Source organism: Pseudomonas sp. MWU12-3103b (assembly GCF_023100615.1).
Lineage (GTDB): Bacteria > Pseudomonadota > Gammaproteobacteria > Pseudomonadales > Pseudomonadaceae > Aquipseudomonas > Aquipseudomonas putida_A.
The window spans coordinates 157,000-172,712 of record NZ_JALMEY010000011.1; the positions used below are offsets into that span (position 1 = coordinate 157,000).

The following is a 15,713-nucleotide window of genomic DNA, read 5'->3' on the forward strand; positions in this document are numbered from 1 at the left end:
TTGCCAAAGCCAGTTATCTTTCTCTGGAATTTTGACGACACGATGCATTCATTGTGGCGAGGGAGCTTGCTCCCACTCGGCGGCACAGCCGTCGTCAGAACTGTTTAAGCGGACTGCCTGACATGGCTTGGGGCGGCTTCGCAACCCAGCGGGAGCAAGCTCCCTCGCCACAAAAGTCCACTCGGCATGGCTCCCTTTTCAGCGTCCCGGCGCAATGCTCTGCACCTGCGCCCCGCCATTGACTCGCACTTGCAACGCCGACTCACTCGCCAACGCCCCAGGTGCCGGCCAGCGCATCACCGCGCCCGGCAGCACATAACCCAGCAACCCCTCGGCTAATGGCTTGCTCTGTCCACCCTGTTTGATCGCCACGTCGGTCAGCCGCGCATGCACCGCGCCCTGATTGCGCACTTCGATATACGGTCGACCGTCCACCGCCACCGTGCGCCAGCTCAGCTGCGGCACACCGATACCTTTGGGGTCACGCGGGCGGGTGCTGTCTTCCTTGCTCCACAGCCCCGCGCCGTAGGCAAACAACGGCACCGAATAGCGCATCTGAAAGCGGATCGCGGCCGCGGTTTTGCCGCCCTCGGCAGCCGGCGGCTGGGCGGAAGGGATTTCGTCGATGATGATCCGGTAGGCCAGTTCCTGCCCCGGCGGCACATCCTTGGTTCGGGTCAGACGCACCAGTTGTTTCTGCCCCGGTTCGATCTTCGCCACCGGTGGGCTGCCGATCACGTCGCGCTGGTTCTGGTATTGCTCTGCAAAGCCGCTCTGGCTCCAGCCGAACACGCGGATCTGCAGGTTGGCGGTTTCCGTGCCACGGTTCTCCAGCCATAGCGCACTGGCCTGTTGATCGGCCTCCAGCACCGGATCGATCGGCCAGATCAGCACCGAGCTGGCGGCCTGCGCATGGCCGGCCCCGAGCATGACCAGCGCCAGCAACGCGCCCTGCAACAACGAATGCCCAGACGTAACTGCCCCCATGAACCTGCTCCTTGTCGGCCATTCAAATGTCGCTTTACCACGACAGCTGCACCTGCAACACGTCGCTGTACGTCCCCCCGGGCTGATTGCCCGGCAATTGCACCTGACCGTAAATCGGCAGGCTGATGTTGTTCGCATCGCTATAGGCCACCGCCACGCTCTGGCCGATGCCCAGGCTCTGGCTGTAAGCCGCATCGCGAAACAGCGCATACGCCACCCGCGCACTGCCGCTGTTGATCTGCATGTGGCGACCGCTGCTGTTGTACTGGCCGCCATCGACCGTCATGTTCAGTGCCACCCCCGGCGTGCATTGCAACTGCACGCCGCCGGTCAATGCCACTTGCACCGTGCCGGTCGCGAGGGCCGAACTCGAACCGAAATTCAGTCCGCCGTAATTCGACACCCCGCCCACCACCAAGCATCCCGGCGTGATGGTCGCGCTGACCTGAAAGCTCTGACTGGTCGCCGCCCCCAGCGGCAGCGGCACACTGCCCGCACAGAGCAGGAGCATCGCAGCGCAGAACTGGCGGCGCATGGCATCAGAACGTCAGTTCAACAGCGACGGTGTCGGTGTAAGTCCCTGCCGGCAGCCCGGCCTTGCCCACCGCCTGACCGTAGATATTCACCGTCTGCGCCACGCCAGTGCTGGTCGCCAGGTTGATCGTGCCGTCGATCGGCAGCAGTTGCGAATGCCCGGCATCAGTGTAGAAGTCGTACGGCACGTAGTTGGCGACACCGTCGTACAGCGCGCGAGCGCCGCCCGGCGACTGCCCATCGTGAGCACCCGCACGCACCTTGACCACCGGGGTCGTGCCGCTGGAGCAGAGAATCGACAGCGCCCCGCCGCCACCGCCCAGAACCTGCCCGCTGGCGGTGGTGAACAGGCTGTTGGCGGTGCCGAAGTTCAAGGCACCGAAGTTCAGCCCGGTGGAGCCGCCGGCACCGTTGACCTGACAGCTGCTGATCAGGGTCAGGCTGGCGGTGATCTGGCCGGTGACCGTGGTGGCGGCGTGGGCACTGGAAACCAGCGTCAGGCCGAGCAACGACAAACCTATCCTTGATGCAAACTTGCGCATGGTGTCCGTCCTCTACGGGGTTACCAGTCGAGCGTCACCGTCAGCGTGTCGGTGTAGACACCTGCCGGAACCGCGCGGGTATTCGCCACCACCGTGCCAAACACCGGAATCGGTATCTGCGCACCGCTGGTGACAGCGAAATTGTGTTGTTGACCAATGCTGTAGCGCTGGCTACCGGAGGCATCCAGAAAGAGTTGATAAGGCAGGGTCTGGCGCCCGTTGCTCAGGCGGCGGGTGGTGCCGTCGCCGTGGCTGCCGCCGTCGATGGTGACGGTGAAACCGGTGACCGAGGGATTGCAGGCGACGTTCAGCTTGCCGCTGCTGTCGCCGTCGAGACTGGCCTTGATCGGCGCGTTCCAGGTCGGCCCCTGCTGACCGAAATCGAGGGTGCCCAGATTGCTCACCGGGATCGCCGGGGTGGCGCTGTTGGTGACTTCGCACCCGGCGATCAGGATCAGCCGCGCATTGATCTGCCCACTGATCGCCGCCTGTGCGTCGTCAGCGAGCAACAGCAACGTACCCGTGGCGATAACCATCCAGTGCTTGCCTGTCATAGCGTCCGTCCTACTCCTTCAGGATGCCTGCGTACCTTGCGTTCAGGATTGAACGCCCCTTCCCTGCGCAATCCGCCTCCAGCGGATTGCCTGAAATCCTGCACTCACCAGGTCACGGTGACTTTCACCAGATCCGAATAGCGGCTGACCTGCGGCACCTGCGCCAGACGCTCGATCCGCGCGTAAAGCGGCAACTCCACCGTGCCGGTGTCCGGCACCCGGCCGCTGACTGGCACGTTCACCACCAGCGGCACCCGGCGCGCCGCGTCCTGATACAGCCGATATGCAATCGGCTGGCTCCCCGCCGCCCCCGCCATGTAGCGAACCTCGCCAACGCCGCCATGCAGGCCACCGTCGACCCGCAGTTGATAAGGCGTGTCAGGGTTGCATTCCAGACGTGGCAACCGTTGGTTGGTCAGCGCCGCACCCAGTGGCCCGGCCGGATCATCGAGACGCGCAGCACTGCCGAAATCCAGCACGCCCAGCTGTTCAATACCTGCCTCGCGCTGCTGGCCGATCAACTGGCAACCACGCTGCACGTCAACGCGGACTTCGACCTGAAGATCCGCCGCATGCACCGAGGCCCCAAGCACCCCGAGCAGGCCCATCACCACACGTACAATCACTGTCCCATTCCTTGTGAGGGAACATCCTGGATGACGTTACTGTGTTTCAGGGTAGCAATGGACGACGAATCCGCCAGTCGATTGGATCCATGGTCCTGCCGGGATATGTTTCGAAAGTTTGGCAACACGGCGAATTACATCGCTGAAAATAGCTGTACGTCCCGCACAAATCTGTTCAGTGATCGCCCACAGTCGACGAGCCGCGATGGAAGCCGGGCGCAGCCTCTGGTTACACTACGGCGCCGCGCTCCCGGGCGCCGGTCTGATGAACACGGAGTGACTGCACTGTGCCCTCTCGAGCGCCCAAACGATCGCCACTGACCCTACGCTGGTCGGCGCTGCGCCGCTGGTTCGCCAAGGGCCGGCCAGCGCATGCCGGGCATGACGCGAATGCCCAGTCGATCCGCGACTATTTCCGGCACAAGGCCCATAGTCAGGGTTACACCCTCAGCCACAGCCAACAGCGGGTGATCGATTGCATGGCGCAGCAGGCCAGCCTGTTGTTCGGCGCCAAGCCGCAAATGCCGCCGAGCCTGTACCTGCATGGCGCGGTCGGACGCGGCAAGAGCTGGCTGCTCGACGGTTTTTTCCAGGCACTGCCGACCGCGCAGAAACAGCGCGTGCATTTCCATGAATTCTTTGCCCGGTTGCATCAGGGCATGTTCAACCATCGCGAACAGGACGACGCTCTCGGCGTCACCCTCGACGAGCTGTTAGCCGATTGCCAGGTACTGTGTTTCGACGAATTTCATGTGCATGACATCGGCGATGCGATGCTCATCACCCGCCTGTTCAAGGCCTTGTTCGAGCGCGGGATTCTGCTGCTGGTGACTTCCAACTATCCGCCGGAAGGCTTGCTGCCCAACCCGCTCTATCACGCGCGCTTCAAACCGGTGATCGAATTGATCAACGCCCGAATGCAAGTGATGGAGGTCGGCGGCCCGCACGATTACCGCAGCCAGGCGAGCAACCATGCGCATCAGGCTTTCACGCAGGGCCACTATGTGTGGCCAGCCACCGCAACCCAGCGCCAGGCGCTGAACCTGCCGCCCGAAGGTGCCCCGGCCATTGCGTTGCCGGTGGGCAGCCGACACGTTCAGGCGCGCCTGTGCGATGGCAGCCGGGTCGCTTTCACCTTCAGCGACGTGTGCGAGCAACCGACAGCGGTGATGGATTATCTGGAGCTGTGTCGGCGTTTCGACCAGTGGATCATCGACGACCTGCCGGAACTCGGTGAGTGCTCGATCGCCGCACAACAGCGCTTCATCAACCTGATCGACGTGCTCTACGACCAGGACAAGCACCTGACACTGCTCAGCCGCTTGCCACTGCGCGAGGCCCTTGGCGGGAATGCCATCGATCTGGCGCGCACCCGCAGTCGCCTGGGGCAGTTGCAGGAAACCCACTGACCCCATTGATCACCACCGATTACCACTGTGGGAGCGAGCTTGCTCGCGAAAGCGGAGTGTCAATGACAAATCACTGACTGACAGGACGCCTTCGCGAGCAAGCTCGCTCCCACAGTGGATCAGAGTGTTCTTCAGTGCAAATCCCGGCTTTGCCGTTATCATGTCGCCCATTCCGAGCGCCCGGCGCTTCTTTCCTTTGATAGTGAACATCCCCATGCACACCCTTGCTCAATTGCGCGCCGGCGAGTTGTCGGGCATTACCCGGCTGGATCTGTCTTGCGGCCTGACCGAGTTCCCCCGGGAGATTTTCGAACTGGCCGATACGCTGGAGGTGCTCAACCTCAGCGGCAACGCCTTGAGCAGTCTGCCCGATGATCTGCATCGCCTGACCAGGATGCGCATTCTGTTTTGCTCGGACAACCACTTCACCGAGGTGCCGGAATGCGTCGGAAAATGCGCGGCGCTGACGATGATCGGCTTCAAGGCCAACCGCATCAGCCACGTGCCAGGCGCAGCACTGCCGCCGCTGCTGCGCTGGTTGATCCTGACCGACAACTGCATCGAAAGCCTGCCCGTCGAACTGGGTGAGCGCCCGTATCTGCAGAAACTGCTGCTGGCCGGCAATCGCCTGCAAGCGCTGCCCGCCTCAATCAGCCAGTGCCATCGCCTGGAGCTGATCCGCATCGCCGCCAACCAGATGCGTGAACTGCCGCAGTGGCTGCTGACCCTGCCGAGCCTGACCTGGCTGGCGTATGCCGGCAATCCGCTGGAAACCGAAGCCGATGCCGCCGCGCTGGAAGCCACGCCGCTGATCGACTGGTCGGCGCTGCGTCTGGAACAGCGCCTGGGCGAAGGCGCCTCGGGGGTGATTTCCCGGGCACAGTGGCAGCGCGCCGACGGCTCGCAGGTGCCGGTCGCGGTGAAGCTCTATAAAGGTGAAATGACCAGCGACGGTTCGCCGCTGCACGAGATGAACGCCTGCATCACCGCGGGCTTGCACCCGAACCTGATCCGCGTGGAAGGCCGTATTCACGGGCATCCCGATGGCCAACAGGGGCTGGTGATGCAACTGATCGACTCAAGCTTTCGTAACCTGGCGGCATTACCGAGCCTGGCGAGCTGCTCGCGGGATGTGTATGCCGAGGACTGCCGCTTCAGTGCCGAAGTGGCGCTGAACATTGCCAAGGGCATCGCTTCGGCGGCCGAGCACTTGCATCAACAGGGCATCACCCACGGCGACCTCTACGGCCACAACATTCTGCTGAACGATCAGGGCGATTGCTTGCTCGGGGATTTCGGCGCGGCGTCGTTCCATGCCACCACCGACAATCTGGAAACCCGGGCACTGCAACGCATCGAAGTGCGGGCGTTCGGGGTTCTGCTCGGGGAATTGCTGGCGCGCGTCGACTCGGGGTTGAGCGATGAACAACGCGAGGTGCTGGAGGCGCTGGAACAGCGTTGCTGTCAGCCGGACGTGCTGGCGCGGCCGGGGTTCAGCGAAGTGATCGAGGTCCTGGAAACGCTGTAACTGACGCAAATCCTGTGGCGAGGGAGCTTGCTCCCGCTGGACGGCAAAGCCGTCCCAAAAACAACGACTGCCGCGCAGCCGGGCGGGAGCAAGCTCCCTCGCCACAGTTTATCTTTGCAGCAAATCAGCCCGCCAGACCGACAAACATGTCCTGCACGTCGTCGTGGTTGTCGAGGCCTTCGAGGAACGCTTCAACTTCAGCCATCTGCTCGGCGCTCAGGCCGCTGACCGGGTTCTTCGGCTGGTAGCCGAGTTTGGCCGACAGCACCGTGAAGCCTTGCTCAGGCAGGGCTTTCTGCACGGCGTCGAGGTCGGTCGGATCGGTCAGGAACAGGGTCGCGCCCTCTTCGCCCGGCTCGAAGTCCTGGGCACCGGCCTCGATCGCGGCCATTTCCGGATCGGCGTCCGGGGTGTCCGGCGACGCTTCGATCATGCCGACGTGGTTGAAGTCCCAGGCCACCGAACCGGAAGCGCCCAGTTGACCCTTGCGGAACGCCACGCGGATTTCCGCGACGGTGCGGTTGATGTTGTCGGTGACGCACTCGACGATCAACGGAACCTGATGCGGTGCGAAACCTTCGTACGTCACGCGGTGGTACTGCACGGTTTCGCCCAGCAGGCCGGCGCCTTTCTTGATGGCGCGGTCCAGGGTTTCCTTGGGCATCGAGGCTTTCTTGGCCTGCTCGACCACCAGACGCAGGTGTGCGTTGGTGGCGGTATCGGCACCGTTGCGGGCAGCGATGGTGATTTCTTTCACCAGTTTGCCGAAGATCTTGCCCTTGGCGTTGGCTGCCGCTTCTTTGTGTTTAACCTTCCACTGTGCGCCCATTACTCACTCTCTTGATCTGTGGCGCCGAGACATCTATTGGCCGACGCGTGGCGCCAAGTTTATACGGCCTAAAGTCGGCAATCGACCAAAAAAATCATTGTTGAATCGACATCGTCACCACGACTTGTAGGGCGATTCTGAAAAGCCCACCAGCCATGACCATTCGTGCTCGCGTTTTCGTACCCTCTGCCGTCCGTATTGCCCACAGAGCCCGTACGAATGCTCAATGATAAGGAAAGCCCGTTCACCCTGACCCTGACCGACGGCCCGCTGTGCCTGCCGGTCTTGCGTTTCAGTGGCAAGGAAGCACTCAATCAACCGTTTCGCTTCGAAATTGAAATGATCGGTCTGGCACCGGCGTTGCCCCCAGGCAGTCTGCTGCGCCAACCGGCGTTCCTGCGCCTGGGCGCCGATCACGGGATCCACGGTCTGATCCACAGCGTCAGTTGCGAGCATCGCGCCAGCCACCGCATCGGCTACCGGCTGATCCTCGTCCCGCTGCTGCTGAGTCTGGACCAGCCGCCCCGGCGCCGGGTCTTCGTGCAAACGAGCGTGCCGACGATCCTCGCGCAATTGCTCGGCGAGCATGAGTTGCCGGCGGACAGTTACCGGATCGAAATGAGCGTCGGCCAATACCCGCCGCGGCCCTTTTGCATCCAGTACGAAGAAAGTGACCTGGCCTTCGTGCAACGGCTGTGTGAGGAGGAAGGCATCCACTATCACTTCGAACATCACCCGAACGGGCATGTGCTGGTGTTTGCCGATGACAACCTCAGCCTGCCGCAAGAACCGTTGCCGGTGCCGTTTGGCATCACCGACGACACACCATCACCGCGCGTCAGCACGCTGTTTCAGCGCCATGACGCGCCACCGGTGATGGCTGCGCACGGCATTCGCAACCGCGGGCAGGAGGCCATCGCCACCGACGCGGCCAACCATCCCGTGCCCGCACTCGCACCGCAGAACCTGTCCGGCGAACAGCGTCACGCCGAACAACGCAGCCGTCGCCATCTGCAGCGCCAGCGCTGTCAGTCGCGCTCGATCCGGGGCACCTGCGATTGCAGCGCGTTGCGCAGCGGGCATCTGTTACAGATCAGCGAGCATCCGATCAATACCTTCAATGAACAATGGCTGATCACCGAACTGCATCACCAGGGCCAGCACCCCTCGATCCTCGACCCGACCACTGATGTGCATCGCTATCGAAACGACTTCACTGCCCTGCCCTGGTCAAGCGATTTTCGCCCGCCATTGGCACAGCCGCGCCCGAACATTGGCGGCTACCATCTGGCACAAGTGCTGGGATCGCCCGGCCAGCCCGCGCAACTGGATGATCGCGGGCGCATCGGCGTCAACCTCTGGCCGGCGCAGACAACTGAGTCTGCATGCCTGTGGCTGCCAATCGCACTGACCGGCGCCGGCCGGCTCGCCACCCACCAGTTGCCCCGCGCCGGCAGTGAGGTGTGGGTCAGCTTCCTCGACAGCGACCCGGATCGACCGATTCTGTGCCTCGCCAACCCACGCCCTGCGCCACCGAGTGAAACACCACCACCGCGCGACAGCAGCCTGTTGCTCGATTGGCTGCTGCACGGTGCCGATCCGTAAGCGCCGCAGACATTGGCATTGAGTACACCTGGAAGAAACTGGGTGGTTGTGAGGTCGCTATCGCTGGCAAGCCAGCTCTCACAGTTGGATTGGGTGCGGGCAGTTGGACGCTGGTCGGCTCGTAGGCCGCCTTCGCGAGCAAGCCCGCTCCCACAGTGGATTGGGTGTGGGATGTTGGAGATTGGTCGGCTGGGAGATTGCTATCGCTGGCAAGCCAGCTCCCACAGTTGGATTGGGTGCGGGCTGTTGGAGGTGGGTCGGCTGGGAGGCCGCCTTCGCGAGCAAGCTCGCTCCCACAGTGGATTGGGTGTGGGCTGTTGGAGATTGGTCGGCTGGGAGATTGCTATCGCTGGCAAGCCAGCTCTCACAGTTGGATTGGGTGTGGGCTGTTGGAGGTGGGTCGGCTCGCAGGCCGCCTTCGCGAGCAAGCCCGCTCCCACAGTTGGATTGGGTGTGAGCTGTTGGAGATTGGTCGGCTGGGAGATTGCTATCGCTGGCAAGCCAGCTCCCACAGTTGGATTGGGTGTGGGCTGTTGGAGGTGGGTCGGCTGGGAGGCCGCCTTCGCGAGCAAGCTCGCTCCCACAGGGAGCTAAAGCCAAGCGCATGCTTTTCACCACTCAAATGGCCGAGTGTCAGCTCGCCGAAAGCTCTTGATCTTGCCGTGCCGGCCCCATCGGCAGGCTGAGTGGAGGGGTTTATCCGGGGGTGGGAGCGCAGCGACCGTTCGACGAAGTCGAACACATCGAGAGGAGGTGCAGCGAAGCAAACCGGAGGCGATGCCCCCGGATGAACCCCGGAGCGAAGGAACCCGAGCCTAAGCGAGGGCCGTACGCCGGGGCCCAGCCTTTTGGTTACTTTTGGGCGTCTGCAAAAGTGACCCGCCGTAAGGGCGGAACCCTAAGCAGCCGTTACCGCAGCAACGGATATGCCCCCATAAATCAAAGCCCCCATTCACCCCTTGTCAGCCTTCCCCGCCGCCGCCGCAAACCTCGCCAACCGCACATCCAGACGCCGCGGCCGCCGCCCATGATCCTCAGCCCGCTCCTTGCGCCGAATCGCATTACGCACCATCAACGACCCCAGATACCGAATCGGCTCCGGCGGAAAATACCCCAGCGGCCCGTTCACCAACGGCGAGCGGGTCCAGGGGTTATCGAGCCCCTGCACCAACGAGGCAAGAATCTGCCCGCCCATGTGACACGGCCCGACGCCACTGCCGGAATAACCAAAGCCATAAAACACATTGCCACTGGCACTCATCTGCCCGAAAAACGGCAACCCGGTGACCGATCGATCCGACGGCCCGTTCCACGTCGCGTCGATCTTTACATCGGCAAACGCCGGGAAGAAGTCGCCGAGACTGCGCTTGAGCAAATCCGCATAGGGCGATGGCTGATCGAACACCGGCAACATCCGCCCACCATACGCAAACGTGTTACCACCCTTGCCAAGCATGATCCGGCCGTCCGGCGTGTTGTGGTAGTAGTGCACGAAAATCCGCGAATCGAGCACCGTGACACCGCTGGTCAAACCGATTTCCTGCAGCAGATCCGGGCGCGGCTCGGTGATCAGCATGTCACTGGAGACAATCGCCACGCTGCGTTCGAACTGCGGAAAAGCGCGGGCCATCCACGCGTTCATCGCCAGTACCACGCGGTCGGCTATTACGCAGCCGCCAGCAGTGTGAATACGCGCCGGACGGCCCTCCTCCAGGCCGGTCATCGCCGTGTTCTCGTGGATCTTCACGCCCAGTTGCAACGCCACCCGACGCAAGCCGCGCACCAGTTTGCCCGGTTGCACACTGGCTGCCGCTGGCGAGAACCAGCCTTCCAGATGCTTGCTGGAACCGGCCATGCGCTGCACATCGGCCACCGGGCGCTGCGTGAACGAGTTGATGCCGTTGCGCTCCAGCGCCGCGATCACCGCGTCGGTCGAACCGACCTGCGCCTTGTTGGTGGCGGTGTACAGCGTGCCGTCCAGGCGGTAATCGGCATCGACGCCGAACTGTTCGCAGAACGCGCCGATGGCGTGGATGCTGCGCTCGGATTCCTTGACCAGACGCACTGCCTCCTCGACACCGAACAGCCGCTCGAGGGTGAAATACTTGGCCGACCACGACAACGCGCAACCACCGTTGCGCCCACTGGCACCGGCGCCGCAGATATCGGCTTCGATCAGCAGCACATCGAGTTCCGGGTTCTGCTGCTTGAGCATGATCGCCGTCCACAACCCGGTGTAGCCGCCGCCGACGATGCACACGTCGCTGCGCACTTCGCCTTGCAGTGACGGACACGTCGCGGATGGATCGGCCTGCAAGGCCTGTTCGAGCCAAAACGGTCGCATGGGATTCTCCAGTCAGATGGCCACGACACAGCCTGCCGCGAGCGCCGCAGCAGGCCGCAGGGCAAGGGTTTTCAGTTACGCAGAGGTTTGATGGTCAGCGGGCAATTGGGAATGGCCGCGCGCGGTTCCATCACCCCGACCGGGCGGCTGTTCCAGTGCGGAATCAGCACCAGCGCCGAGAACAATGCGCAGCCGGCGAAGACGATGAACACCGTCACCGAATCAAAGTAACCCGGCAGCAATCCGCCGAGCACCGCGCCGACCGAGCCGCAGCCGTTGACGAAACCGGCCGCGGTGGCACCGGCCTTGGCCTTGCCGAAGTCGATGGCGGCCGCGCCGCTGATCATCGAATCCGGCCCGTACAGGGTCAGGCCCATGACAAACAGCAACGCCACCACCAGCATCACGCTGCCGGTGTGCAACGCGCCCATGAACAGCGCCAGGGTCACGGTCAGCGCCAGCAGGCTGAGGACGCAGGCCGGCATGCGCCGGGCGCCGAACAGCTTGTCCGAGGCCAAGCCGATCATGATCGGCCCGAGCAGACCGGCCAGTTCGAACGAGGTGGGAATGATCGCCGCGCCGACCTTGCCGACACTTGGCATCTGCTCAAAGACGATCACCGGGCCCCACAACAGAATCGCGTAACGCGCCGGTTTCAACATGAAGTACGCCAGGCCCAGCACCAGCACCGTGCGGTTGCGCAAGATTTCCTTCAACGGCTCCCAGACACTGAGTTTGCTGTTGGCTTCGGTTTCCGCGGCACTGAGTTCCGGCTCCGGCTCCACCGCCGGCAGGCCGACGTCTTCCGGTTTGTTGCGCTGAAAAATGAAGAACAACAGCGCCACCACCGCGACCACTGCCGCGCTGGAAATGAACGCCGCGTGCCAGGTGCCCATCAGCGTATACGCCCACCAGCCGGCGAACGGCGAGGCCACCAGACCGCCAAACGCATAGCAGGAGCTCCACAATCCGAGCACCCGCCCACGCTGCTGCGCCGGGAAGAAACTCCCAAGGTTTTTACACAATCCCGACCAGCCGGTGGACTGCGCCAGCCCCTGGATCAGCATGCAAGTGGCGAAGATCGGCAAGGTCGCGAAACTGCCCATCACCAATGCCGCACCAGCGGAAATCAGCAGCCCGCCAAGCACCACGACCCTTGGGCCGAAACGGTCGGCAAGCATGCCCCAGGTGAATTGGCCGATGGCGTAGGCCGCCAGATAGATCGCATCGAGGTTGGCCATGGCCATTTTGTCGAGCATGAAGGTCGGATCTTCGGCGATGCCCAGTTTGGCCACCGAAAACGCTTTGCGGGTGAAATAGAAAGCGGCGTACGCGAGCCAGGTGACAGCGAAAATCTGCATGCGCCAACGCGCAATGGTGCCGATGTGCTTGTTCATTGTGGTTCTGACCTCAGGGTGTGAGTGTGCCGGCAGAATCGTTAAGTAAACGCCTGTGTTTTTTATTGTTGAGCACTGCGCCAGCGCCCCATCCCTGATGGCGATAGCGGTCAGATGAGTCCTGTTGTTGCACGCACAGGCTCATCGCCGACGCTGCTGTCCGAGCGAACAGTCAGCGCTGGCGTGAGCGGATCAAAGCAATTACTGTTTAATAAATAAAATCGATTTATCGTATTTCACACATAAGCTCAGCTTGTTATTGGAGGCTGCATGTCGGTGTCCCACGCCCAGCTCAAAGCCTTCCACGCCGTGGCCGTCCATGGAAGCTTCACCAAAGCCGCCGAACGGCTTTTTCTCACGCAACCGGCGATTTCCGACCAGGTGCGCAAACTCGAAGAGCGCTTTGGTGTGTTGCTGTTCCATCGCAACAAGCGTTCGGTGCGCCTGACCGATCTCGGTGAGCGGCTGCTGGCGATTACTCAGCGGCTGTTTGTGATCGAGGCTGAAGCCCAGGAACTGCTGCAGGAATCCCAGGCGTTGCAGACTGGCAGCCTGATTCTCGCAGTGGACGCACCGATACACGTGCTGCCGCAGATCGCGCGGTTCTGCGAGCGGTATCCGGGGATCAGCGTGAAGATCGAGACCGGTAACACCGATGAATCGCTGTTTCGTCTGTTCAACTATCAGGCCGATCTGGCGCTGCTCGGGCGCGATGTCACTGATGAACGTCTGCTGTGCGTGCCGCTGCGTAACGACCCGATGGTGGCGTTCGTCTCGCGCCATCACCCGTGGGCCGAGCGCGAGTCGATCTGTCTGGCCGATCTCGATGACACGCCACTGGTGCTGCGCGAGCACGGCTCGGTAACCCGCCAGACCCTGGAAGAGGAAATGGCCCGCGCCGGTTTTCGCATTCGTCCGGCGATTCAGGTCGAGGGCCGGGAAGCCGCGCGCGAGGCGGTGGTGGTGGGGATCGGTGTGGGGGTGGTGTCGGCGGCGGAGTTTGGCGCGGATTCGCGGGTGTGTGCGTTGCCGATCACCGATTGCACCCGGCGGTTGACCGAGACGCTGGTGTGCTTGCGCGAGCAGAGTTCGCGGCGGGTGGTGGCGACATTTCTCGATATGGTGCGCGAGAGCCTAGTGTAAACAGGCCTGGCCTCATCGCGAGCAGGCTCACTCCTACAGAGGATCTATGTCGGTCAAACATTGTGTGCTCCCCACAACACTTGTAGGAGTGAGCCTGCTCGCGATTGGAGCAACACGGTGTATCAGACTGTCGTCAGACCGAAGAACGCCTGAATCAAGCGCAACTCCCGCCGCCGCTCCATGCAGCCAATCATGTGCCGATTGACCAGCCCGTCGCCGACAATCGGAATCGCCACCACCCGCGGGTCATGGCTGACCTCCACCGAAGACACCACACCCACCCCCAGCTCCGCCGCCACCGCTTCGGTCACCGCCTCACGGCTGTCCAGTTCCAGCAACACCCGTGGATTGACCGTCGCCTGCGCACACGCCTGATCAAAGGTACGCCGGGTGATAGAACTCGGCTCGCGCAGCACCATGATCACCTGATCCAGCTCCTTGAGTTTTACTTCGCCGGCACGCTGCGCCCACGCATGCGCCGCCGGCACCAGCGCACAGATCCGCGATTCGCTCAACGCTTGCAGATGCAGGCCCTTGCGCGGTTCGACCTCGGTCAGCACCGCCACGTCGGCATGCTCGGACAACAGCGCGGCGAGGGTTTCCTGCGCATTGCCCAGACGCAGGTTCACCGTGATTCCAGGATAGCGCGCACGCAGGCTGGCGAGCATCGGCATGACCATGTGCGGACCGTCCGCCGCCACTTCGAGGCGCCCGGTGAGCAACTGACGATTGGCTTCGAGCAGGGTTTGCGCTTCTTCGGCCAAACCGAACATGGCGCGGGTGATCGCCGCCAGTTTGGTGCCCTCCTCGGTCAGTTCGACCCGACGCGCGGTGCGCCGTAACAGGGTGATCTGGTAGTGCTCCTCCAGCGCCTTGATGTGTCCGGTGACCGCCGGCTGACTGATGAACAGGCGCGCGGCGGCGCGGGTGAAGCTGCCTTCCCGGGCCACGGCGTCGAAGGCGCGCAGCTGGAACAGATTCATGGATAACCCTCACTGATGGCTGGCATAACAACAAACAATTTGATTGATAGACCGCCGAATTGCAACGTATGCCCCGTAGCTTCATCCCACAGCGCTATCGCGAGGACACACGAATGAGTACTGCCGCACCCATCCTGCTCACTCCCGGCCCGTTGACCACGTCGGCCCGCACCCGCCAGGCAATGATGATCGACTGGGGGTCATGGGATGACCGCTTCAATCAACTGACCGCCAGCCTCTGCGAGCAATTGCTGGCAATCCTCAACGGCGCCGCCACTCACCACTGCGTGCCATTGCAGGGCAGCGGCACCTTCGCTGTCGAAGCGGCCATCGGTACCTTGGTACCGCGTGACGGCAAGGTGCTGGTGCTGATCAACGGTGCCTACGGCAAGCGTCTGGCGAAAATCTGCGAAGTGCTCGGCCGCTCGTTCAGCACCTTTGAAACCGCCGAAGACGAACCGACCACCGCTGCCGACGTCGATCGTCTGCTGCGCGCCGACGGCGACATCAGCCACGTCGCGCTGATTCATTGCGAAACCAGCACCGGCATTCTCAACCCGTTGCCGGAAATCGCCGAGGTCGTCGCGCAACACGGCAAACGCCTGATCATCGATGCCATGAGCTCGTTCGGCGCACTGCCGGTGGACGCGCAAAAAGTGCCGTTCGATGCGCTGATCGCCGCTTCCGGCAAGTGCCTGGAAGGTGTGCCGGGGATGGGTTTCGTTTTCGCCCGCAAGGAATCGCTGGCAGCAGCGGCCGGCAACTCGCATTCGCTGGCGATGGACCTGTATGACCAGCACACGTATATGCAGAAGACCGGCCAGTGGCGCTTCACTCCGCCGACTCATGTGGTCGCGGCGCTGCATGAAGCGCTGTTGCAATACAACGAAGAAGGTGGCCTGCCCGCGCGGCATGCGCGCTACGCCGCCAACTGCCAGGCGTTGATGGAAGAGATGGGCAAGCTCGGCCTGCGCAGCTTCCTGCCGGCAGCGATCCAGGCACCGATCATCGCCACCTTCCATGCCCCGCAAGACCCGCGTTACCAGTTCAAGGACTTCTACGAACGGGTCAAGGCCAAGGGTTACATCCTCTACCCCGGCAAACTGACCCAGGTCGAAACCTTCCGCGTCGGCTGCATCGGCCACGTCAACCCGGACGAAATGCGCCAGGCCGTGGCGGCAGTGGGAGAAGTGCTGCGCGAGATGGAAGTCCTCGATATCTGAAACACCACT

General features: G+C 62.7%; 14 protein-coding genes. 5 read left to right on the forward strand and 9 right to left on the reverse strand.

Annotation, left to right across the window (positions count from 1 at the left end; genetic code table 11):
- Positions 1-198: 198 nt before the first annotated feature.
- The 5 genes from M0808_RS18025 to M0808_RS18045 all read right to left on the reverse strand — a co-directional run bounded on the left by M0808_RS18025 (position 199) and on the right by M0808_RS18045 (position 3,243).
- The gene (locus M0808_RS18025; protein WP_096795679.1) at positions 199-987 is read right to left on the reverse strand and encodes a molecular chaperone; all 789 of its coding nucleotides are present in this window, start codon (positions 985-987) and stop codon (positions 199-201) included.
- Positions 988-1,021: 34 nt separating this feature from the next.
- A complete protein-coding gene (locus M0808_RS18030; RefSeq protein WP_225138430.1) occupies positions 1,022-1,522 on the reverse strand; it encodes a spore coat U domain-containing protein in 501 nt (166 codons plus the stop codon).
- A 4-nt stretch (positions 1,523-1,526) separates the two neighbouring features.
- Positions 1,527-2,063: a spore coat U domain-containing protein gene (locus tag M0808_RS18035; protein WP_027614606.1), complete on the reverse strand. Its 537-nt coding sequence runs from the start codon at positions 2,061-2,063 to the stop codon at positions 1,527-1,529.
- Positions 2,064-2,083: 20 nt separating this feature from the next.
- Positions 2,084-2,617, reverse strand: coding sequence for a spore coat U domain-containing protein (locus M0808_RS18040; RefSeq protein WP_096795681.1), 534 nt, complete (start codon positions 2,615-2,617; stop codon positions 2,084-2,086).
- 104 nt (positions 2,618-2,721) lie between these two features.
- Positions 2,722-3,243: a spore coat U domain-containing protein gene (locus M0808_RS18045; RefSeq protein WP_247842052.1), complete on the reverse strand. Its 522-nt coding sequence runs from the start codon at positions 3,241-3,243 to the stop codon at positions 2,722-2,724.
- A 287-nt stretch (positions 3,244-3,530) separates the two neighbouring features.
- Between M0808_RS18045 and zapE the strand changes: the two genes are divergently transcribed.
- Complete coding sequence (zapE, locus tag M0808_RS18050) at positions 3,531-4,652, forward strand: cell division protein ZapE (protein WP_247842053.1); 1,122 nt, start codon at positions 3,531-3,533, stop codon at positions 4,650-4,652.
- A 214-nt stretch (positions 4,653-4,866) separates the two neighbouring features.
- Positions 4,867-6,180, forward strand: a complete 1,314-nt coding sequence (locus M0808_RS18055; protein WP_247842054.1) for a protein kinase — start codon at positions 4,867-4,869, stop codon at positions 6,178-6,180.
- A 124-nt stretch (positions 6,181-6,304) separates the two neighbouring features.
- Here the strand turns inward: M0808_RS18055 and M0808_RS18060 are convergent, their stop codons facing one another.
- Positions 6,305-7,009: a YebC/PmpR family DNA-binding transcriptional regulator gene (locus M0808_RS18060; protein ID WP_027614601.1), complete on the reverse strand. Its 705-nt coding sequence runs from the start codon at positions 7,007-7,009 to the stop codon at positions 6,305-6,307.
- A 219-nt stretch (positions 7,010-7,228) separates the two neighbouring features.
- On the opposite strand from M0808_RS18060, the gene tssI reads away from it, so the two are divergent.
- Positions 7,229-8,614: a type VI secretion system tip protein TssI/VgrG gene (gene tssI / locus M0808_RS18065; protein WP_027614600.1), complete on the forward strand. Its 1,386-nt coding sequence runs from the start codon at positions 7,229-7,231 to the stop codon at positions 8,612-8,614.
- Between the two features lie 952 nt (positions 8,615-9,566).
- Here the strand turns inward: tssI and M0808_RS18070 are convergent.
- Together M0808_RS18070 and M0808_RS18075 are read right to left on the reverse strand one after the other, a co-directional pair.
- Positions 9,567-10,958 carry an FAD-dependent oxidoreductase gene (locus tag M0808_RS18070; protein WP_247842055.1) on the reverse strand — a complete coding sequence of 464 codons (1,392 nt, stop codon included), beginning with the start codon at positions 10,956-10,958 and terminating at the stop codon, positions 9,567-9,569.
- Positions 10,959-11,029: 71 nt separating this feature from the next.
- The gene (locus M0808_RS18075) at positions 11,030-12,355 is read right to left on the reverse strand and encodes an MFS transporter (protein ID WP_027614598.1); all 1,326 of its coding nucleotides are present in this window, start codon (positions 12,353-12,355) and stop codon (positions 11,030-11,032) included.
- 270 nt (positions 12,356-12,625) lie between these two features.
- Here M0808_RS18075 and M0808_RS18080 point away from each other — a divergent pair, with 270 nt between their 5' ends.
- Positions 12,626-13,498 (forward strand): LysR family transcriptional regulator, encoded by an 873-nt coding sequence (locus M0808_RS18080; RefSeq protein ID WP_135295403.1) that lies wholly within the window; start codon positions 12,626-12,628, stop codon positions 13,496-13,498.
- A 122-nt stretch (positions 13,499-13,620) separates the two neighbouring features.
- On the opposite strand, the gene M0808_RS18085 is transcribed toward M0808_RS18080, so the two are convergent.
- On the reverse strand, positions 13,621-14,481 hold the full coding sequence (locus M0808_RS18085) for a LysR substrate-binding domain-containing protein (RefSeq protein WP_247842056.1): 861 nt from the start codon (positions 14,479-14,481) through the stop codon (positions 13,621-13,623).
- Between the two features lie 113 nt (positions 14,482-14,594).
- Between M0808_RS18085 and M0808_RS18090 the strand changes: the two genes are divergently transcribed.
- The gene (locus M0808_RS18090; RefSeq protein WP_225138419.1) at positions 14,595-15,704 is read left to right on the forward strand and encodes a 2-aminoethylphosphonate--pyruvate transaminase; all 1,110 of its coding nucleotides are present in this window, start codon (positions 14,595-14,597) and stop codon (positions 15,702-15,704) included.
- Positions 15,705-15,713 lie beyond the last annotated feature (9 nt).